This window comes from Paracoccus nototheniae (assembly GCF_004335005.1).
Classification (GTDB): Bacteria; Pseudomonadota; Alphaproteobacteria; order Rhodobacterales; family Rhodobacteraceae; genus Paracoccus; species Paracoccus nototheniae.
This window is the reverse complement of the sequence record NZ_RQRT01000052.1, coordinates 1-20,376: the sequence shown is the minus strand read 5'-3', so window position 1 is coordinate 20,376 and position 20,376 is coordinate 1. Positions and strand designations below refer to the sequence as shown.

At 59.0% G+C, this 20,376-nt stretch carries 19 protein-coding genes and 2 pseudogenes; 16 read left to right on the top strand and 5 right to left on the bottom strand.

All coding sequences use genetic code 11. The features are described from left to right. Position 1 precedes the first annotated feature (1 nt). Both EG885_RS16290 and EG885_RS16285 read left to right on the top strand, forming a co-directional pair. Positions 2–802 carry a glycosyltransferase gene (locus tag EG885_RS16290; RefSeq protein ID WP_165571173.1) on the top strand — a complete coding sequence of 267 codons (801 nt, stop codon included), beginning with the start codon at positions 2–4 and terminating at the stop codon, positions 800–802. Next, positions 802–2,172, top strand: coding sequence for an O-antigen ligase family protein (locus EG885_RS16285; protein ID WP_131576545.1), 1,371 nt, complete (start codon positions 802–804; stop codon positions 2,170–2,172). Before EG885_RS16290 ends, EG885_RS16285 begins: the two co-directional genes overlap by 1 nt. Here the strand turns inward: EG885_RS16285 and EG885_RS16280 are convergent. Continuing rightward, complete coding sequence (locus EG885_RS16280; protein WP_131576543.1) at positions 2,169–2,864, bottom strand: sugar transferase; 696 nt, start codon at positions 2,862–2,864, stop codon at positions 2,169–2,171. The genes EG885_RS16285 and EG885_RS16280 overlap by 4 nt on opposite strands. Before the next feature lie 509 nt (positions 2,865–3,373). Further along, positions 3,374–4,420, bottom strand: a complete 1,047-nt coding sequence (locus tag EG885_RS16275) for a cellulase family glycosylhydrolase (RefSeq protein ID WP_131576541.1) — start codon at positions 4,418–4,420, stop codon at positions 3,374–3,376. 219 nt (positions 4,421–4,639) lie between these two features. Between EG885_RS16275 and EG885_RS16270 the strand changes: the two genes are divergently transcribed. Both EG885_RS16270 and EG885_RS16265 read left to right on the top strand, forming a co-directional pair. Continuing rightward, positions 4,640–6,127 (top strand): oligosaccharide flippase family protein, encoded by a 1,488-nt coding sequence (locus EG885_RS16270; RefSeq protein WP_131576539.1) that lies wholly within the window; start codon positions 4,640–4,642, stop codon positions 6,125–6,127. 20 nt (positions 6,128–6,147) lie between these two features. Then, the gene (locus tag EG885_RS16265) at positions 6,148–7,194 is read left to right on the top strand and encodes an ATP-grasp domain-containing protein (RefSeq protein ID WP_131576536.1); all 1,047 of its coding nucleotides are present in this window, start codon (positions 6,148–6,150) and stop codon (positions 7,192–7,194) included. A gap of 155 nt (positions 7,195–7,349) precedes the next feature. Here the strand turns inward: EG885_RS16265 and EG885_RS16260 are convergent, their stop codons facing one another. Then, positions 7,350–8,153, bottom strand: coding sequence for an undecaprenyl-diphosphate phosphatase (locus EG885_RS16260; protein WP_131576534.1), 804 nt, complete (start codon positions 8,151–8,153; stop codon positions 7,350–7,352). A gap of 663 nt (positions 8,154–8,816) precedes the next feature. On the opposite strand from EG885_RS16260, the gene EG885_RS16250 reads away from it, so the two are divergent. Beyond that, complete coding sequence (locus tag EG885_RS16250; RefSeq protein WP_131576532.1) at positions 8,817–9,131, top strand: H-NS histone family protein; 315 nt, start codon at positions 8,817–8,819, stop codon at positions 9,129–9,131. A gap of 216 nt (positions 9,132–9,347) precedes the next feature. On the opposite strand, the gene EG885_RS16245 is transcribed toward EG885_RS16250, so the two are convergent. Both EG885_RS16245 and mobQ read right to left on the bottom strand, forming a co-directional pair. Further along, on the bottom strand, positions 9,348–9,815 hold the full coding sequence (locus EG885_RS16245; protein ID WP_131576530.1) for a hypothetical protein: 468 nt from the start codon (positions 9,813–9,815) through the stop codon (positions 9,348–9,350). A gap of 100 nt (positions 9,816–9,915) precedes the next feature. Then, positions 9,916–11,271 (bottom strand): MobQ family relaxase, encoded by a 1,356-nt coding sequence (mobQ, locus tag EG885_RS16240; protein WP_131576528.1) that lies wholly within the window; start codon positions 11,269–11,271, stop codon positions 9,916–9,918. Between the two features lie 229 nt (positions 11,272–11,500). On the opposite strand from mobQ, the gene EG885_RS16235 reads away from it, so the two are divergent. From EG885_RS16235 to EG885_RS16185, 11 genes and pseudogenes are all read left to right on the top strand, one after another. After that, a complete protein-coding gene (locus tag EG885_RS16235; protein ID WP_131576526.1) occupies positions 11,501–11,806 on the top strand; it encodes a mobilization protein in 306 nt (101 codons plus the stop codon). A 2-nt stretch (positions 11,807–11,808) separates the two neighbouring features. Continuing rightward, a complete protein-coding gene (locus EG885_RS16230) occupies positions 11,809–12,759 on the top strand; it encodes a type IV secretory system conjugative DNA transfer family protein (protein ID WP_131576524.1) in 951 nt (316 codons plus the stop codon). A 284-nt stretch (positions 12,760–13,043) separates the two neighbouring features. Next, the gene (locus EG885_RS16225) at positions 13,044–13,385 is read left to right on the top strand and encodes a hypothetical protein (RefSeq protein WP_131576522.1); all 342 of its coding nucleotides are present in this window, start codon (positions 13,044–13,046) and stop codon (positions 13,383–13,385) included. Positions 13,386–14,144: 759 nt separating this feature from the next. Continuing rightward, positions 14,145–14,984, top strand: coding sequence for a replication initiation protein (locus EG885_RS16220; RefSeq protein ID WP_131576520.1), 840 nt, complete (start codon positions 14,145–14,147; stop codon positions 14,982–14,984). 58 nt (positions 14,985–15,042) lie between these two features. Continuing rightward, entirely contained in the window at positions 15,043–15,669 is a 627-nt protein-coding gene (locus tag EG885_RS16215; protein WP_131576518.1) for a ParA family protein, read from the top strand. 70 nt (positions 15,670–15,739) lie between these two features. Further along, positions 15,740–16,042: a hypothetical protein gene (locus EG885_RS16210; RefSeq protein WP_131576516.1), complete on the top strand. Its 303-nt coding sequence runs from the start codon at positions 15,740–15,742 to the stop codon at positions 16,040–16,042. A gap of 520 nt (positions 16,043–16,562) precedes the next feature. After that, on the top strand, positions 16,563–17,576 hold the full coding sequence (locus tag EG885_RS16205; protein WP_131576514.1) for a DUF1403 family protein: 1,014 nt from the start codon (positions 16,563–16,565) through the stop codon (positions 17,574–17,576). 80 nt (positions 17,577–17,656) lie between these two features. Next, positions 17,657–17,968: a hypothetical protein gene (locus EG885_RS16200; RefSeq protein WP_131576511.1), complete on the top strand. Its 312-nt coding sequence runs from the start codon at positions 17,657–17,659 to the stop codon at positions 17,966–17,968. 258 nt (positions 17,969–18,226) lie between these two features. After that, a pseudogene (locus tag EG885_RS16195) lies at positions 18,227–18,637 on the top strand (IS5 family transposase); the annotation flags it as partial. A gap of 36 nt (positions 18,638–18,673) precedes the next feature. Continuing rightward, positions 18,674–18,826: pseudogene (locus tag EG885_RS23585) on the top strand (DUF2442 domain-containing protein); the annotation flags it as partial. Positions 18,827–19,388: 562 nt separating this feature from the next. Continuing rightward, positions 19,389–20,321, top strand: a complete 933-nt coding sequence (locus EG885_RS16185) for an IS5 family transposase (protein WP_045984280.1) — start codon at positions 19,389–19,391, stop codon at positions 20,319–20,321. The last annotated feature ends 55 nt before the right edge of the window (positions 20,322–20,376 follow it).

The following is a 20,376-nucleotide window of genomic DNA, read 5'->3' as shown; positions in this document are numbered from 1 at the left end:
AGTGACGGGATTCCTGCCAGAACTTTGTGTCCTCATTCCCGCCTACAAGGATCAGGCGGGCCTTGTCCGCACACTGGAGGTGTTGGGCCAGATGAACCACCCCTTCGACATCGTCGTGGTGGATGACGGCTCGCCCGTGCCGATTCGCTGCGATGCCCGCTATGGCCGACACGACGTGACGCTGCAGCGCCTGGATCGCAATCAAGGCATCGAACATGCCCTGAATGCAGGGCTGGAGACAATTCTGGCGCGGGACCATCGTTTCATCGCCCGGCTGGATTGCGGCGACCTGCCGCTGCCCGGGCGGTTCGAGCGTCAGATCGAACTTCTGCACGACCGGACTGATGTCGGCATGGTCGGCACATGGGCGCGCTGCGTGAATGACGACGGCGCCTATCTGTTCACCCTCCGCTTTCCCATCGAGCATGAACGGATGCTGCGCCATCAGCGCTATGTTCCCGCGCTGCTGCATCCGACGATCATGATCCGGGCAGAGGCTCTGCGCGAGATCGGCCTTTATTCCGACCGCTACAAGACGGCCGAGGATTACGATCTGTTTGTGCGCATGGGCCGTCGCTGGCGTCTTGCCAATATCCCCGAGGTGCTGACGCAGTATACCGTCAGCGAAACAGGGACGACCGCGGCGAGACGCAAGCAGAACCTAGTTTCGCGCATGCGGGTCCAGCGCGACTATTTCCAGTGGAGCGATCCGCATGCCTGGGCGGGACTGGCGCGCACGTTGGTATTCATGGCGATCCCCTTCACCTGGCTGACCGCCATCAAGAAGAAGGCCTGGAAATAGTGTCGGCCTTTGCCCGCCCTATGCCGGTCGCCGCAGTCAGGGCGGCCCCCCTGATCATCATCTTGATCGTCGCGACCATCTTCAACGATCTGATGCCGCTTCTGCCGGTGGGCGAGCTGTCCAAGGACGGCTTCGTCTATGTCCTGCCTCTGGCAATTCTTTACTTTCTGGTCCAGCCTAGCCACCTAGCCATCCCGCGAACGTTTTTTATCCTGACCTTGGCCTTTATGTTAGTCATCATTCTGGGCGTGGTCGATAATTTCTCCGAAATTTCGACCGTTTGGTTCAAGGGTCGCTCGGGGATGAGCCGCGTGATCACGCAGGCCATGGCTGTCGCGCTTGGCCCGCTGGTGGTTCTGATGTTTTTCAACTTCGCGATTCGCGGAGGACTGCCCGCAATCTCGCAGGGAGCCTGGATCGCGCTTCTGCTGATGAGCGGGGTTGCCCTCTTCGAGGTGGGAAGCTGGATGAACCTTCCCGGCCTCACTCAGGGGTATGAGGCCATGTCCGTCGTCATCCACGCCGAGACCAGTGAATTCTACGCCGACCGACTGCGCGCAACCGCCTTCGAATCCTCGTGGGCGGCGGTCATGCTGACCTTCATTTTTCCCTTTGCTATTACGCAGGGCAGCGGCAGGCGGGTGGCACTGGTGACCGTGCTGGTCATCGTGCTGATCGTTCTGGCCCAATCGCGTACGGCGATGCTAGTGATCGCGATCCAAATGATCCTGTTCATGCTGGGCTATTTCCGGCATCGCAAGGATTTCTTCATCCATGGCGCGACGGTTGCCGGGCTGGCCATCATGGTGATGATGATGATCCCTGACGTCCAAAAATCCGTTCTGGAAAAGGGTAGCAACCTGGTGCGCTATGGCAGCATGGACGGGCTGATCGACCCGACGCCGGGCGTGTCCGAGAATGTCTCGAACGTCACCCGCCTTGCAGCCATCCGCGCAGGACTGTCGATGTTCGAAGGCAAACCGGTTTTAGGCGTCGGACTGGGTCAGTACGGGTTTCACTATCCCAACCATATCCGGGCCGAGGATCTCCGCAGCTGGGAGGTCCAGAGCTATGCAACGGCTGCCGACAAGGGTCTGTCCTGGCCGCCGGCCTACTCCCTGCATGTCAGGATGTTGGCCGAGACAGGCTTTCTAGGATACTTGATATGGCTGGCAATGATCGTTCCCGTGCTACTGCGGTCAGCCCTACAGGCGTCGGGATCAAGCTATGCGGGCCGGCTGCACCTGGCCGTCGCCATGACGCTGACGGGCTGGCTGATGCTGGGTGCTAGCATCGACAGCTTCCGGTTCTTCGGGGGGTGGATCGCCTTGGGGGTTGGACTAGCGCTGTGGTGGTCGCGACCACGTTAGCGACCGGTCTTAGCCAGCATAGCTACGACGGTCATCACCATGATCTTCAAGTCCGTCCACAATGACATGTTGTGTTCGTATTCGATATCCATACTAACCCGTTCGGCATATGATACATCGTTGCGGCCTGTCGTCTGCCACATGCCGGTCACACCGGGGCGCATCCGCAGATAGCTTGCGGCCCCGCGGCCATAGCGCTTCAGTTCATCGGTCACGATGGGACGCGGGCCGACCAGGCTCATCTCGCCGCTCAGGACGTTCAGCAATTGGGGAATCTCGTCCAGGCTGGTGGCTCTCAGAAAGCGGCCGATCCGGGTCACACGCGGGTCGTCTGTCAGTTTTTGCGACTCGGACCATTCGCGAAGCCGCTCGGGCGAGGCGTTCAGCATTTGCGGCAGAATGTTTTCGGCATTCACGACCATGGTGCGCAGCTTGAGGCATTTGAAAATCTTGCCGTTTCGGCCGACACGCTTATGGGCAAAAAATGGATTTTTCTGGTCCAACAGGAAAATAGCCGCCGCCAATACAATTATAAGAGGAATAAAAATAGGCAATACAATCACGGTAAATATGATATCAAGATATCTTTTGAAGTATTGCGAATACAAAGACGGTCTGGCTGTGCGGGCAGGCGATGCGGAGGATCCGACTTGCCGGGCTCTGCAGCTGTTGATTTTTTCTAGATTGTTCATAGTCAAAAGACCCTTACTTTGCACGTCTCACTTGGTCATCGGATAGCACTGTCTTCCGGATTACCCATTGATATGTTTACTTAACTTGATCCAATCAAGCTGAGCAAATGTTATTAACACAACCTGTGAGGTACATTTATCTATGCAAATATAAAAATTTTTGATTTACAGCTAGTTATAAAGACCGACTATAGATAAGATTTATACAGGTCTGGCAACTACTTGCTGATCTTGAGGGCAGGTCGCTCGACTACTAAATTAAACAGACAGGTTCCAGTTAATATCAAACCAATTCTCTAAGGTAGTAGCTGGGCGAAGCGCTTTCCGAGGGTTGCCGTCAGCGCCCGCCACCGACACGACAGCACCTCACAGAGATCCATACAGGATAGGGATCACGAGATCGTGTGAGCATAAATGGATGGCCAGGCAGTGCGGCTACCACCGTCATCCGTCGCGATCTTGCCGCATACGACGAGGTAGCGCTGGAACCGGACCCCATGGGCCGGATCTCAGGGCAGAATGATGCTTTCCAAGGCCTGTCGCGCAGGCTTTGCCCGCCCGTTCATGGTCATGATTCCAAACCAACTTTCGCGGTCGGTCACATCCGTATCCAGGTCGCGATAACCGTACCAGAACACCGGGCCAATCCAATCGGTCGACCGGGCTAACTGAACACTTGCGGTCACCATTTCAGCTTGCCTTGCCTCAGACACGCCGCCATGGCTTTCATTGGTCGGGGCGCCATATTCGGTGATCCAGATCTTTTTGTCGGCATCGCCATGCGCGATCATGATGTCCCGGATGGGGCCTGCCATCATCGCCCAAGAATTGTCCATGGCCTCAAGGTCGGGAAGATCGTCACCCGTATAGGGGTGAAATCCAAGCGCATCGAAGGAATCACCTGCTCCTTCGTCATAGACCGTCGCCAGAAATTCGGTTGCGGCAATGGCCGCAGGCTGGCCTAACAGAGTGGTGCGCCGCACGGCGGCAAGCCCGCCCAGAATGACGGTGGCTTCTGGATCAGCAGCCTTGATCCCAGCATGCCCGGCCCTGAGCAGCACAGCAAAGGCTTTAGCGTCGGGTTGTGGAGGAAAGGGCCCTTGTAAGTTGGGTTCGTTCCAGATTTCCCATGTATCGATACCCCGCGCCGAATAGCGCGAGACGGCGGCCTGCATAAACCTTTCAAAGGCCTCAGGATCTTTTGGAGGGGAGGGGCCTTCGGGATCTTGCCATGCCCATTTGGGGGTCGAACCGGCGACCGGTAGCAAGCTGATATCGTGGGCCGCTGCTAGATCCGCGATCCGGTCCATCTCGCTCCAGTCGAAGCTGTCGGGTCCATCCCGCTGCACGGTCGCCCAGTTCAGGTCCGTGCGCAGCCAAGTGATCCCCATAGCAGCATAGTCCGCGAATTCCTGATGCAGATCAAGGCTACCCTGCCAGCGCAACGCGTCCAGCCCAACCGCAAGTCCCACCGCGTCGTCGGGTATGCGCGAGGTTTGCGCCAACAGCGGACCCGCCCCTACTAGAATAGCGCAGGCGGCAATCGGGGTCGCCATTCCACAACGCGACGCATGTATAAGGGACACTAGACCAGATCCGGATACATAGCGGCGCACTTGAAAAAGGGGAAAAAGAAGGGAAATGAGCTGATCCTGTTTCTGGAGCGCAATTCAACCGCGCACTGACGTTAACGTGATATCTGATCTTATCACGACAATAGCTGAAACTCGGCCAAGGAGAAAGACACGCCATGGCCAATTCCCGCCAATCATGAAATGGACCCAGACCAGACGGGTTTTGAAGAGTGTAAGTTAGCGATGTTCAGAGTATGGATCGGAGCCTCGGCGGCAGATGCGGGCGTGCGTCTGGCAGCACAGATGGCCAGCACCGTAGTGGTCGCTCGGATTTTGTCGCCCGAGGAATTCGGTCTGGCGACACTGGTTCTTGGTGTGAATTCCGTCATGGGCGCCTTCATAGGATTGCCGTTCGAAGAATCCCTCAGCCAGCGGCGGCGGCTGTATACCGCCCATCTGGAAACAGCACTGTTCGCGTCGTTGATCCTGACCGCCGCCGCGATCGTGCTGTCGCTGCTGATGGGTCCGCTGATTGAGATCTGGGCAGACGCGCCGGGATTTTCCATCTATCTGCTGATTTCCAGCCTTCTTCTTTTGTGGCAGGGCCCCGGTGCGGTCTCGAAGGCAGTCGCGCGCCGATCGCGCCGCTTCGTCGAGATATCATTTTGTCAGGCGGTCAGCACCGTCATTGCCTCGATCGTCTCCGTCCTTGCGGCGATGAGTGGATGGGGGGTCTATTCGCTGCTGCTGCAGCGCTTGTTGCCCAATATGCTTTACCCAATGCTGGCCGCAATCTTTCTCTGGTGGCGCGGCCAGCGGATCTGGATTCCGATCCGCTGGCACACTGAGCGCTTCAAGGAGATCTTCAGATTTTCATGGCTGCATTTGGCCGATGTCGGGGTCACTTCGTCGGCCCCGGCGATCCTGGCATTCATGGTCAACGCCTTTTTTGGGGGCGCTGTTCTAGGCCAGCTGAACATCGCCCTACGGATCGTCGATCCGTTGCGGATGGCGATGATGGGGGTAGGCCACAACCTGGCCTTTTCGATCCTCGTCCGGCTACAAACTGAACCAGTCCGTCTGATCCAGACGGCGGGACGGATCGCGGCGGCGGTAGGCACGGCCGCCATTCCCGCGTTCGTCGGTCTGGCCGTGTCTGCGCCGGTTCTCTTGCCCCTCCTGGTCGGACCCGGATGGGATCTGGCCGTTCCCTTGTCGCAGATCCTTTGTCTGGCCGTTGGATTGTCCTTGCCCTATCGGTTCTATTATTCGGCCTATTCGGCACTTGGACGTCCGGAATATGGACTGCTGGGCAGTGTCGTGGGCCTTGTCTGCATGATCGCCAGCTTCCTGACCGTTGTCTGGCTCAATGGCGATTCGGCGCCGGCCATTTCCTTCCTAGTCTATGAGGTCGCGACCATTTTGGTCGTCTTTCCTTGTGCCAGAATCGTCGCGCGCGGGGCTTCAGGCGCTGCCTCGGTCACGATTGCGCGGATCTGGCTGGCCGCCCTGATTATGGCAGCCGCGATCTACATGATCTTCCTGCGAACAGGACCGCCCCTGGTCACGGTGCCGAATCTGTTGCTGATGATTCTGACGGGGACCATTGTCTATTCCGTGGCGCTGCTGCTGACTTGCCGGCAGTGCTTTCGGGATTTTGCCTCGCTACTTGGCAGTCATAAATCGTAAAACCTAATTTTTTGAGAGCCATGATCACATTTGTTGCCACAGCCAGTCACCAGTATGCCATCCGGGACGTGCTCGAAACCAGAAGCCATCCGCTTCACGGAAAGATCGTCATCCTGAATCATCAGGAGTTCTTGGCGTCCCGGCGGTTGCCCCGCTCGGCCTATATCATCGTCGATCTGGAACGGCTGAGCGTCGAGGACGCCCGTCGCGTCGATGCCCGGCTTGACGCCCTGGTGCGGGCCTGCCCCGATTGCCTGGTCCTAAACCTCCCATCGCGCATCGGCACCCGTCAAGACATCATGCGGCGCCTGCACGAGGGGGGGATCAACGATTTCCGGATGATGCCTATCACGGCCGATCCCGGAATGGTGAGGTATCCGGTCTTTCTGCGCCGAGACGACGATCACGAGGGACCCAAATCTGACCTGCTTGAGACGCCGCAGGCCCTAAGGGACGCCATTGCGGCTTTGGACCCCCGGGATCGGCAGCTGGGCCGTTTTGTCATCACCGAATATGTCGACGCGCGAAACGTCAATGGCCTGCACGAGAAACGGTCCTATACGCGAGTGGGCGACCGGCTGTTTCCATCGGCCATGGACCAAAGTAGGGGATGGGTCTGCAAGGGCGAATATTCCGACCCTGCCACGGTGTCAGATCCGGTTCGCGAGCTGGCTTTTTTCAATGAAAATGCGGACAACGCCACGCTGCGCAAGGCTTTCGACCTTGCGGGAATCGACTATGGCCGCGCCGATTATGCGGTGATCGGTGGCCGCCCGCAGATCTTCGAGATCAACACCAATCCATGGATCGAGCCGCCCGAGCGTGTGCCGGCGATCTCTCGACGGGGGGCGGAACATATCGTCGCCGCATGGCTGTCCGCGCTTGAGCATCTGGCGGCACAGGCGGCGACGCAGGACCCAGCTTGGATCGAGGTCGCAGAGGCATCCGGCAAGTTGCCCCGTCGTCTGTCACGCCGCGATGTGGTGCACGCCGCGCTGCGCGGCCTTGGCAAGCTGCACTACGAGACGAGGGCCATGCGAGTGTTGCGCCGCCTTCGCCTGCTGTGACGTCGGCTCCGGTAGAATCCCGTCAGGGTTGCCGCCGCGATGCCCAGCCTGTCGGCTGATGGCGTCAGGAACGGGTATGGATTTTGAGGTGCGGCATTGGGCCTTTCGACCGGCAGGGCATCGGTTCCCGACGGGCGCTGGTCCAGGTCAGGCCGTCAACGATAAGCCAAGATCAGCAGGCCCGTGCCCAGTACCAGCCGATAGATCACATAGGGCGTGAAACTGACGGCTTTCAGCAATCGCATCATCAGCGCCAAGGCACCAAGGGCTGCGACAAAGGCAAAAGCTGCGGCAAAGGCGGCCTGTCGTGCCGCTTGACCGTCGAACTCGGCCACGACCTCGCCGCTCAGAAGGACGGCAGAGGCGATGATGGTGGGAATCGACATAAGCATTGAGATTCGTGCCGCGTCCTCGCGCACATAACCCAATGCGCGGGCACCGGTGATCGTAGCGCCCGAACGAGACGTCCCGGGAATCAGCGCCGCCCCCTGCCATAAGCCCAGAATAACGGCATCCCGCAGCGACCAGTCCCCGGTTCGTTTCACCCCCACGCCCCGCTGATCGGACCAATATAGGAACAGGCCGAAGATGATCATCGTCCAACCGATCACGGCGACCGAGCGCATCATCTCCATCGCGCCGGTGATCTTCAGGACTAACCCCAAACAAATGACCGGCAGCGTGGCAACTACGAGTGCTAGTGCCAACCGCGCGCCGGGCGTGTCGATCCGGCACCGGGCCAGTCTTCCCAAGCCAACAAGCCCCTCGGCGACATCCCGCCAGAAGAACAGGATCACCGCGAACAATGTCCCGACATGCACCGCCACGTCGATGATCAGCCCCTGATCCGCGATCCCCGTCAATTGCGGAAGCAGGATGAGATGACCCGAGGACGAGACGGGAAGAAACTCGGTTAGCCCCTGAATGACGGCTACGAGGACAAGATGAAAGAGGGTCATTCGAATGTCTGCATTTACGCAAATGGCGCCGTTTTAGGGTTCCGGGATCAAGACACACTGGGCGGAATAAAGCGATGTAGAGGATCGCCTAGCACCTTTGTTCTATGACTGCCATCGTCTGGTTGGAGGACTGCACCAAAGGACAGGCCAGCATGGTGGCTCTATCGCACCTGCTCAGCGCGACACAATAAGATCAGCAACTTCGTCGCCTTCAACGAGGTAGCCGACAGAACTTCTGAAAGAGCCAGAGCTTGTGTCCGAACATGACTCTTGCGGATCATGTTCACTATCTCGCTGCCCGCGATGGTTGATGCCGCCGACGTGAAGTTTGAATTTCGTGTATATCCCACCCTGCGCCTGATGAAGTGGTGGTCCTACTCGCTCAGATTGTTAAGATACTTAATTTGCACTACCTCGATCAGAATAGGAAAGTCAAACCAGATAATTTAGATATTTTATTAGCACAGCTGCTCAGTTCGCCCACTCACCAAATCCAAACTTAGAGTTTACTATAAAAAATATCTGTGGGCCTTAAAGGACGTTCGAGGCCAGATTTTTCACGAGGAAGAAAAAATTACGGGAAACCTAGTGAGGTAGAATCCTCCATTTGACCGAGGTTAAAATAGAAGGTAGACGGTCGTAAGTTACCATAGGAAAGTTGACATGAGTATTGATCTTGAAGGAATGTCTCTGAAAGAATTGCGCGATCTTCACAAGAAGATTGGCCGGGAAATCGAAGGCTACGAAGCCCGGCAGAAGGAAAAAGCCACTGCGGCCGCCCAGAAGGCAGCAGAGGAGCATGGGTTTTCACTTAAAGATTTGCTTGGAAGTGCTCCCAAGAAAAAATCCAAGGTGATGGCGAAGTACGCCAATCCGGATGATGCTGATGCAACATGGACAGGCCGTGGTCGGCAGCCCCTGTGGGTCAAAGGATACTTGGACGCCGGTGGATCTCTTGAGGATCTGTTGATCAAGTAGTCAGGACTAAGACCTTGATCGTCGCCTACGTATATAAAGGTCGCGGCATGAGCGCAATCAGCGCCTTGCCCGTTCATAGGCACGAGCAAGGCAGACCGCTCTTTGCGGCAAAGTTGTACTGCACCGAGGAATCTGAGACCGTTTTATGCCGGTGTCTCTCCCTCGTCCCCACTCTGACCTGTTGCTTGATCAGGAGCAGTCCATCAACTTGCGCGATTATAGAAAACCAACAACTTTGTTTTGCGCAAAGTAGTACCGATCACGAGCAGGCTTGGTTGTCACGGCCGTGTCGAACGGATGCGCCTGAACGGCCAGCGCGGGCCAGTTTGCATCGTCGGCTACGGGCAAATACGTTGCAACGATCTCATCGTCAGCGGTCAGCAGGCTGGGAATGTCGTTCCACCGTAGAAGCGGCTCGTCTGTAATATGGCCGTCCTCATTTAAGACGACTGAGCCGGCCATTGCTTGCTGCCATTCCTGGATTTCCTCATCCGTTTCCAGCAATACAAAGTCTGGTCTTGGATCGGGTGACAAGGATGGGTCTTTCACCCGAAAGGCATAGATCGTTGGCAGCACGCCTTTTGGAACATCCGGTGGAGTACGATACAGCATAGTCTCGTAAACATCTTGATATCTGGGAAGATCCTGAGCAGCCTTGCTGTGCTTCTTGAACAAGCCAAACATCAGGACACCTTGCCAGCGGCGCTGGTCCTCAAGCCCTGAGTTACGACGTAATGGTTTTGTTGATCACACTCTTCGAACACTTGGTAGTTCCTTTCAGTTTTCACCGTTCTCTTCCGCGATCGCGACTTTGCCCGCGCTCCGGTGCCCTATCATGCCCGCGCCCAAGAATGTCATTCCGCCGCCCCTGATCACGGTCCTCACCGCTACGGGCGGCAACGTCCCGTTCTATCCCTCCCGCATGACCTCCCTGCCCGGTGTCGCGATGCCGCCCGAGGATGGCCTCACGCCGATCGCGGTCCGGATTATCCGGCGCCACCCGCTCGCGTCCGACATCATGCTCAGGTTGTGCCCGGGGTGCAACATGCCGCCCCAACACCGCCGCCCGGCGCGCGGCCTCGTCCAGCCCGTCGCGTCCCTCGGTGACGCCGGGGCTCTCACGCGCCTCAATCTCGTCGCGCCCGCCGCCCATGTCCTGACCATCACGCCCGTCCCGCGCCTGCGGTCTCTCCGCCTCCCCCATGATCCTCTCCCTGATCCGTGTCATGGCATGCTCGGCGCGCTGCCAGAGCTGGTCGAGCTGCGCCCGGGCGGCGGAGACAAACGCCCGCCCCCGCGCCATCAGCTCCAGCCGCAACTCCAGCTGCCGCCCGCCCAGCTCGGCGCGCTCGGCATTGCGCGCCTGCGCGGCGCGGAACGCATCCCCGCGCTCGGTCGGCATGCCGCGCTTTTCCATGGCATGCGCGGCCGGGCCGATCTTGGGCTGCGGCTCGCGGTCCAGCGCCACGACCGCCCGCTCGCGATCGTCGGCCTGCGCGTCCCGCCCGGCGCTCCGCGCCCGCTCGGCCTGCTGCTGGGCCTCGTCGCGCTGCACCGGCAGCGAGCGGTGGTCGATCCGCTCGGATCGCCCTGCCCGCTCCAGCGCCGCATTGGCGTCGCGCGCCCAGGCCTCCCGCCAGCCCAGCAGCAGATCCGGCGCATTCCAGTCCCGGGCCTTCTTGCCAAAGCCCTCCCCGGTCAGCTCCCGCAAGGTGAGCATGATATGGGCATGCGGCTGACCCTGCCCGTCCCGGGCGCGGCCCTCGTGGACGGCGATGTCGGCGATCATCCCGCGATCCACGAAGGCCCGCTGCACGAACCCGCGTAAGAGCTCCAGACGGGCACCGCGGTCCAGCTCACGCGGCAGGGCCACCTCGATCTCCCGGGCCAGCTGCGCGTCCTTGCGCTTCTCCACCGCCTCCACCGCGTTCCACAGCTGATCGCGGTCCCGCATCCACGCTGGAGCGGTATCAGGCGCCAGGATCTCGGCATGCACCACGCCGCCCTTGCGGCTGTAGTCATGCGCCAGATCCTGGCGGGCGTCGTGCAGCCGTCCGCCGGAGCGGTAGGCGGCCGCCGCCACCGAGGACCGCCCCCCGGCCCGGCTGATCACCTTTGCACTCAGATGGTAGATCGCCATGCGCAAACGCCTCACTGCAGACAGGGTCCAGCGCCTGCTGCGCTGGTCGGGAGTTCGAGGGCGAGGCCCTCGTCAGGCGGCGGGGCCGCCTTGGGGGAGCCGTCCGGCGCGGGGGCTTGCCCCCATGAGGACGCGCACGTTGTCGAAGACAATGTATAAGCGCGCATTTAGATCTACTCAAGCCCTCCCCCACACGCTACGGTTGCCGGATTAAGCCCACAGGTTGCCGATGCCCAAACCCCGACTGCCTGCTGACCTCCCCGGTGAGATGTCCACCGCCCGGCCCGCCGATCCGATCGCCCGGAAGGCTCAGATCGACGCCCGGCTTCAGGCCCTCTCCGCCCGCACCGGGCTGCAGACCCGCAAGGACCACGACCGCCTCACCTGGATCCTCGGCCGGATGGTTGTCGAGCAGATGAGCCACGACCCGGCTCTGCAGGCCTGGGTCCGCCGCGACCTGCCCCGCCACCTCACCCCCCGCGATCAGGACCGTGGGCTCTGCCAGATCTTGTTTCCCGACGCCGCGAAGGATTGATCATGAACTTTGTTCTCGAAGCCCGCCATTGGGCCATTATCGTTACGGCAATTATTGCTGCCACAGCTGCCGCTATTATCGGCCCCCGCCTGCTGGCCATTTATCCGATGACCCTCTGGGTCTTCCCGCTCTTTGCCGCCGCCACCATCCTCGACACCCTGGGCAGCACCGCAGAGCGCCACAGAGCCCCGCTGAAGGCCCTGGCATGGATCTGCCTGGCGGGAGCCGCCGCAACCGCCCTCCTGCCCCTCTCAGGCGTTCTGAGCGACCTGCAGGCCACCTTTGCCAGCTGGCGGTCCGAAGGATGGTCGGTCGCGCGCGCCACCTGGCAGAGCTTCCGCGAGCTGGAGTACTACTCCGCGGCCCAGCAGCAGGCCATGACCGTCTCCCTCGGCCTTGGGCTCGGGGCCGTAGCCCTCGCCCTGCTCAAGCCCCTCATGGCGGTGGTGAGTCCCCGCATCGGCCGCAACCGCAAATCCCGCACCGGGCCCTGGCAGGCCGGCTGGATGTCCCCCCGCGACATCGCCCATCTGGCCCGCAACAAGACCGGCCTGCCTCTCGCACTGCACAACGGCAAGCTGCTGCGCTACCTCAAGGACGATGCCAAAGGCTGGCGCGGCGGCCATCACCTGGTGGTGGCCGGGACCCGGGGCGGCAAGGGCATCAGCGCGGTGATCCCGGCCATCATCGACCACCAGGGTCCGGTGGTGGCCCTCGACATCAAGGGCGAGAACTTCGCCGCGACCCGCCGTCACCGCGAAGCCCTCGACCGCAGGGTGGCGGTGCTCAACCCGTTCGGGATCGTGGAGGAATCCCGCGAGCAGTTTAACCCGCTCGATTACATCCGCCCCAGGACCTGGGCGAAAGCACCGTCTATTCTCAGCAAATCCGCGAGATTAACCTTGCCCACGGCCGACCGTCTATCGGGTCCTTCAACGAACACCAAGTGCTGATAAAGCCATTAAACGCTTTATAGCGGGGCTCTACCTCATGTCGGCCGTGGCTTGAATCTGGGGATACTTATTAGATCGGAGATTGTGATGAAAGCCCTGTTGTCGCGCTTCAGGCGGCTGCGTGCGATCGCGGCAGACGATGGCACAATCCGCCATTTAATTATCTTGGATGAACGGATCGAGTATATGCTTACCACAAGCATTCCTTTGATCCTCATCATTTCCAGATCCGCGCTATCCGCAACACCGTCGGGGCTATTAATCGAAGGGGCTTTTCGATCCGCGTGGACAATTTTCACAATCAAAAGGAGTCTGAAAGCATCGGGCGGCTCGGCAGCGCAGTCTTCTCCCAAAAACATCCGCCGCTTATCTATTTCGTGCTCTGCCTTAATCCAGACGATATCGAACTTGCCGATATCATTTTTCATGGAGCCTTGCATTGTACCGCCCAGGCCCTCGACAGGCATGTCATTCTGACGGGAGACGATAATACCGGCGAAGCCTGGCTTGAAGAGCTCTGCGTCTATTCCGGTCTTTGCCAACTTTATCAAAAACTGAACAGTTTAGAAATGCGCCAGATCTATCGCCGAAATAAGGAGCAGCATACCACCTTAAAGCAGAGTTAGCGACAGGTGTACCGATAGAATATGTCGAGCAATAAGATCGAAATGGGATAACCGCCGCTGACCATTTGTATGATTTTATCCATAAGGATACATGACTGAACGTTGCCCTTCGGGCCGCGTCCTTGGTTCCGGCCTGTGGCATACATACACCCCAGCTGATCGGAACGATGTGCGGGACTGCAGTATTCGGGGGCATGTCTCGCCCCGAGCCATGCCCCCGAATACGCGTCCTGCGCGCTCTGTCTCGACGATCTCAATTCTACAGGGGAGTATCTCTGATGCAGGCGCAAGGCACTGCGTGGTGTCGCGATGCGCCACGAACACTACCTGGTGTTTCTCTAGTCCTTCTGCAGCGGTGATGCGGGCAGAGACGGAGGTTGCCATCGGCGTGGAGATCGTTTTTGGCGATTTCGTGATCCGTGTCATACCGGGACAGCCCTTTTGCGTCCTGAGGATAGGTTTTAGTTTTTATATTTCTTCCATTTTAAGGAGCCTAACTAATTGTTATACAAATATAATCTGGCCTAAATGTGACTTATTGGGCGAGGTATCGTGACTTTATGGGCGAGGATTGGTGACTAATAGGGCGAGGTAAGGTGACTTTTGGGGCGAAGTCCCTACCCTGCAATGTCACCTCTATCTCTATGGTGACTTTTGGGGCGAGGCCATCACACGGGTATTAAGGATTTCAGGCAGGCGCTTCCCAACAGGTGACTTTTCGGCCTACTGTGACTCGCGAACAGGTACAGGTCACAATGAATGCGGGACGAACCTCGCCCAAAAAGTCACCATAGCTCTGCTGGCACGCTTGGAGCCTTCCAGCGGCGCGGCGAGGTTATCAAGCCTGCTGAACTGATTGAGGTTCGTGGGGGCGAGAAGATCACGCTCGCCGCACGCAGGATCTACAACCAGCTGTTGTCGAATGCCTTTGGCCCCGAGATGGCGGCTGAGGGGCAGGAATACCGGATCCCTTTCTCTGAGCTGCGCGGTAACCACACATCGAATGACCGGGTGACAGAGGCGGTTTTGAGCCTTATGCAGACGGTCGTGCGCGTCAGAATGTCTGACGAATCAACCCGCAACGTCCACCTCCTCGGGCCAACCGATGTTGAGAAGTTCGGACCAGGCATCGCCACAATGTTGACCTACGAGCTTCACCCAAAACTACTGCCGATCCTCCGTGATAGCCAGATCTTCGCGCGCTTGGAAATGCAGATCTTGCACGGCTTCGGCACGAAGTACGGCATGGCGTTGTACGAGATCATCGCCAAGCGGATCGGCTTGAAGCACGTGTTCTACAACGACTTCGAGACAGACGAGCTGCGGGACTATCTTGGCGTCCCCCACGGAAAGCTGGGGCCCTTCGCCGCGCTGCGCCGTAAGGCCATTGAGCCAGCCGTGGCGGAAGTGAACGCCCTTGCCCCCTTCTCATGTCGTGTCGACACGATCGAGACGCAGGGACGGAAGGTGACCAAGCTGCGGCTGTCGTGGTGGCTTAAAACTTTAGATGAAAAGAAGGCGCAGTGGCAAGCTCAGCAAAGCAAGCAGGCTGACCTGTTCGTTGATCAGCTTCCAGAGGTGACCCTATGGGAATCATAATCGTGCAAAAAATCAAAAGAGAACGGTTGCAAATGTGCACAAATGCAAAGGGGCAGACATGCAGATAATCACGATTGCAATGCAGAAGGGGGGCGTGGGCAAATCCACCCTTGCCCGCTCGCTGGCGGTCGCGGCGCTCCGAGACGGCCTATCGGTTCTGATGATCGACATGGACTCTCAGCAAAGTGTTAGCCAGTGGGCGGAGCGGCGCGAAGGTGATATGCCGGTGGTAGTGTTCTCTACCGAGAACGAATTGCCAAAGAAGCTAGCCCAAGCAAAGGGTGTTGCCGATCTGGTGATCATAGACACCCCCCCTGCCCGCTCGACCGAAGCTCCGGCTGCTGTCGAGGTTGCCGACTTAGTGCTGATCCCAACCACTCCCGATGTCGAGCCTCTCGAGCAAATGCCCAGAACGCTGCGCTTGTGCCGTGGCTTTTCGCGGCGGGTGTTCGCCGTGGTGAACATGGCGAATCCCACCGGACCGGCCGAGGTCGCTTACACGCGCGAGGTCATTGAGGCTATGGGGGCAAAGACTGCGCCCGTGGTGCTGCATCGACGGAAGGCCCATCGGGACGCCAGTGCGTCTGGTCAAACGGTCCAGGAGATCGATCCGAATGGCAAGGCTGCCGCCGAGGTGGCGGGCCTATGGGAGTGGGTTCGAGCAGAGTTGCAGGACGGCAGATGAGCAGATATGCAACCGTGGGATTGTGCACAGAAGTTCAAGTGCAATTAAGCAATAGGGCAACAGTGCAGAGATGAAAAAGCCGAATCCTCTTCTAGCAGCCATGATGTCTAAGGAGTCCGAACCTGAAGCCTCCGCGGCGTCGGCAACACCGACCCTGGTCGCAAAGCGATCTGCAACACCAATAGCGGAGAAGCCAGCAGCCAAAAGAGCAGGGCAGAAGCATCTCGGTGCCTACTTCGACAAGGGTCACCCGATCTTGGAACGAGTGGCGATCTTGCGCGCGCGCCTGGACATGAACAACTCCGAGCTAATTGAGCACGCGCTTGATGAGCTTTGGAAACGCCACGAGGCGGGCAGGGCGTTCGGAGATTAGTGCAAATGTGAAAAAGTGCACAACTGCAATAATGCACGTTTGAACCGAGAACATTAGCTTGTTCGAGTGGTTGGATGTAGGCTTCAATCGCATAGCGCTTCATGTCGTCCGCCACGCGGGTTATCTTGTTCGCCGCTACAGAGACAGTCGCGCGCAGGCCGTGCTTAACTATGATCTCGGCCCCCGTGTTGAAGATCGAAGGGCAGGGACCAGTCAATTCACTCGGCGGCACTGTGCCAGCGTGCCTCTGAGGCAGGTGCCGTTGCCACCCGTGGCCTGATGCTCCGTTGAGACGCGACAATTGCCGTTAAAAACCCGGTTTGGGGTCGTTTTGCAGTATTGAAGATCATCGACAAACGACCGTTTATGAACGGATGCAATGGGTCTCTCACAGTGAACACTGGATGGATTCCCCGCAAAGAGACCGTCGTCGGTCAAGGTAGAGCCTATGACCGAAGCAGATTGACAACGTCGACCTCGTACCCTCCCGTGTTCGTCATGAAACGAGTAGGATGACGATATGTCGCCGGAACTCATTGCAGAGACGGATGATTTAATCCGCAGGATGCCGTCCCGAACACCGCGGTCTTTGGCCGATCCGCGAGTTTGGCTGGCTGCTCAGGCAGGCTTGCTGGGTGCTTTGGCCCAAGCGGCGCGCAGCCTCGGTCGGCTGGAGGCCACGCTGGCTGTACTATCAGCGGGTGAGGCTGATGGAGCGCGGCAGCGCCTTGCCCTCCTTGAGGTCGAGGCGATGCTCTGGGCGCAGGGACTGGTCATTGGGCGCGACGAGATCGGTCGTGATTTGCTGGATGCGCGTGGCGGATCGGATCCCGAGGCGATCCGACTAGCCCGATGGGCAATCCGCCGACTGGAAGGGCAGGGGGGGTTGACGGACCTTTCGTCCTTTCTGGGTCTGCACCGTCGGACTACGTCGGACGAGGTGTTCGACACCGGTATGGAGCTGCGCCCCCAAGGGGTCGAGTTCGATGCTGCGGCGGGCGAATTTTTGGAGACGATCGGTGCCTTTGGCGAACTGCACCCCCTTCTTCGCGGTCCTGCGGTTCTCGCAGTATGGCGGATGGCTGAGCTATCGCCACCTGGGCAGGTGGTCGAGCCAGCGGTCTGGTCTGCGCGGCACATGGCGGCGGGAGCGGAGGGGCTGTCTTTTATTCCCCTCGGCCGGCATGGGCGGCGGGTCTGGACCGGTTTTGGTTCGCCCGAGGATCGCTTGGCGGCACATCTGATCGCGGTTCACGAGGGTGCGCAGGAGGCGCGGACACTTATTCTCAGCATCCGGACCTGGTGCGAGCGCGCCCGCGTCGCCACCGCGGGGATCAAGGGAGACAACGCTGCAAGAGTTGTTGCGGTGCTGGCATCACGGCCCCTTGTTTCGGCCATGGAACTGGAGGCGCAGGCCGTCATCAGTCGCCCCACGGCCGAGCGGATGCTGAAGCGCCTGACCGATCTCGGCCTGACGCGAGAGGTGACCGGCCACCGGCGCTTCAGACTGTGGACGATCGCGGGGCGGGGGTGATGCCCGCTTTGCGCCCTCAGGGCCATTTTTCGGAAGGGCAAGGATGTGCTCCGGTATTCTAGACCGAAGGAGGCTGATTGATGAGCGAAAACAGGAAGGCCACGACCACGGATCCATCGCCACCCGTACTGACGAGCGAAACGCGTCAGTCCGACTGGCGCCGGGCCAATCCTCTCAAATACAGCGCCCATCTTGCCGTGAAGAGGGCTTTGGATTCTGGGGACCTTGAGAAGCAACCTTGCGAGGTTTGCGGCGCCACGACTGTAGATGCCCACCACGATCGATATGATCAGCCGCTGAATGTCAGGTGGCTGTGCCGCACCCATCATGTCAAACTACACTATTACGGCGAAGACATGTTTCCGGTCGGTCGGAAAATCGGAATGGACTGAGCGCAACCAGGATTCAAGAACCGCCCGGGGCCTAGCTTCGTATACGTTCAGCTCGCCGTCGTCAGTCCTGGACTGTCGTCGGCCGGAGGGTGATCAGGAGTGCTGGGCATCACTGGCCACCATGACCATGCAGCTTCGTCAGAAATTTGCCGATGAAATGGAGGTCACTCGCGCCGTAGTCCGTGCCAATTATAAGGTAGCCGGCCCAAACCGGGGCTAAGCCATTAGGTGCCACTGGTTCAAGCCCATGGCGAAGGTGAAGGTTTTGGCCGTTCAAGAGGTGGTTTCACGACCAAGATCCACCTCCGCGTCAATGGCGCCGGCCTGCCAATGAGATAGGATATCACGCCGGGTCAGACCTCGGATTACCTATGTTTCGAATCGATCATGGACGACAACCTGCCCGAGTCTAGAGTTTTGCTGGCGGATCGTGGCTATGACGCTGACAGGGTTCGAAAAACCATGGAGGCGCGCAACATCGTGCCCGTAATCCGGTTGCGGAAATTCCACAAGCTGTGCGTGGACGTTGACCTTAGGCTCTACAGACTTCGCAATTTTGTTGAGCAGTCCTTCAACAAGCCTAAGAACGCCAGGCGCATTGCCACCCCCTACGATAGGACCGTCAAAAACTTCCTCGGCTTCACCGACATCACATCGATCCGCCTCTAACTCCCCCTTTGTCAACATGACCAAGAGGACGGCGATCCTGCGGCTCGCAACGAGACGGAGCTCGCGCCATCGGGGTTAGCGCTGCACTGGCCTTCCTTGGATGCTGATGTTTACATGCCCAGCCTCATGCAGGGCAGTTTTGGCACGAAGCGCTGGCTGGCTGCACAGCTTGGGCACAAAGTGACTTGAACAATATTTATCTGTAGGCTCTTTTACTCGCTTAGACAGCAGGTATGGACTGAAAAAAGTTGCTTCGAAGCAATTGCCCATAATCTTTCAAAATATACTCTAGTCGCCCAGACCGATCTAGGATGTCATAAAGCCGAAACCACCTTTGATCGTAATAACAACGCTTAAGACGCTTAGAACATAACAAAACAGCCCAGGCTCACTGATGTCTGTAAGCTATGGAGACTATATCATGGAAATTCCATCAATCGCCGTAATATGTGCCGCCCATCGGGGAAACGGAGGTATGTTCAGCGTCGATAACGCAGCACTTTCATATTTGAAAAATCGCCCATGCAGTTTCGATCTTATACTCACCCAAACTCCGGACAACGCGTCCACAAAGGTTCGTCAACGTCCGATTAAGATACTCAAGGATCCTAAGGATCTTGGGAGGTATACCCACGTTTTGTACTGGGGTGATTTTCTAAATAATCCTGTTTACGGGAGGGGCGATTTGACCTTGTTGCACATCTCAGTGATGGGGATTCACTGAGCGCGTCCTGAGGGTTAGGTCGAGGGCATGCCGAAGCCTTCCCCGATCCGCTACCGCACGACGAACTGGTCAGACTACAATGCGGCGCTGCGCAAGCGCGGCTCGCTGTCGGTCTGGTTCGATCCCGAGACGGTCTGGCACGCCGACAAGACCGGCAAGCGCGGGCGCCCCGAGACCTTCTCGGACGCTGCCATCCAGACCTGCTTGACCCTGAAAGTGCTCTTCGGGCTTCCGCTCCGGCAGACGGTCGGGCTGGTTGAAAGCCTGATCCAGATGGCGGGGCTTGATTGGCCGGTTCCGGACTATTCGACGCTGTGCCGCCGGCAGGCGCGGATCGCGGTGCAGGTCCCGTATCGCGCGTCCGGGCAGCCCCTGAACCTGTTGATCGACAGCACCGGTATCAAGTTCCGCGGGGACGGCGAGTGGCAGGCCCGCAAACATGGCCCGTCACGCCGGAGGCAATGGAGAAAGGTCCACCTCGCCATGGACGCGGGCACCGGGGATGTGCGCGCGGTCGAGTTGACCTCGAGCCGCCAAGGCGACAGCCCGCTGCTGCCGGAGCTTCTGGCGCAGATCCCGCCGGAAGAGACGATCGGCACGGTCACCGCAGATGGTGCTTACGATACACGACGATGCCATGGCGCGATCATCGACCGAGGAGCGGATGCCGTCATACCGATCCGGCGCAATGGCCGCGCCTGGAAAGAAGACTGTCCCGCTGCTGCCGCGCGAAATGAGATCCTGCGGGCAACCAGGCGCTTGGGCCGGGCGCTCTGGAAGAAGTGGACCGGCTATCACGTCCGAAGTCGGGTCGAAGCTCTGATGAACTGCCTGAAGCTCTTCGGCGAGAGGATCATGTCACGAGACCCCGCCCGCCAGACCGCCGAAATCCAGATCCGCATCGCCATCATGAACCGCTTCTCGGCCCTTGGCAGGGCCGAGATCGAAGCCGTCCGCTGAAGAATGGCGGGAAAGGGGGCAGTCATGCTCGGGGCTGATTTGCGCAACATCGCCG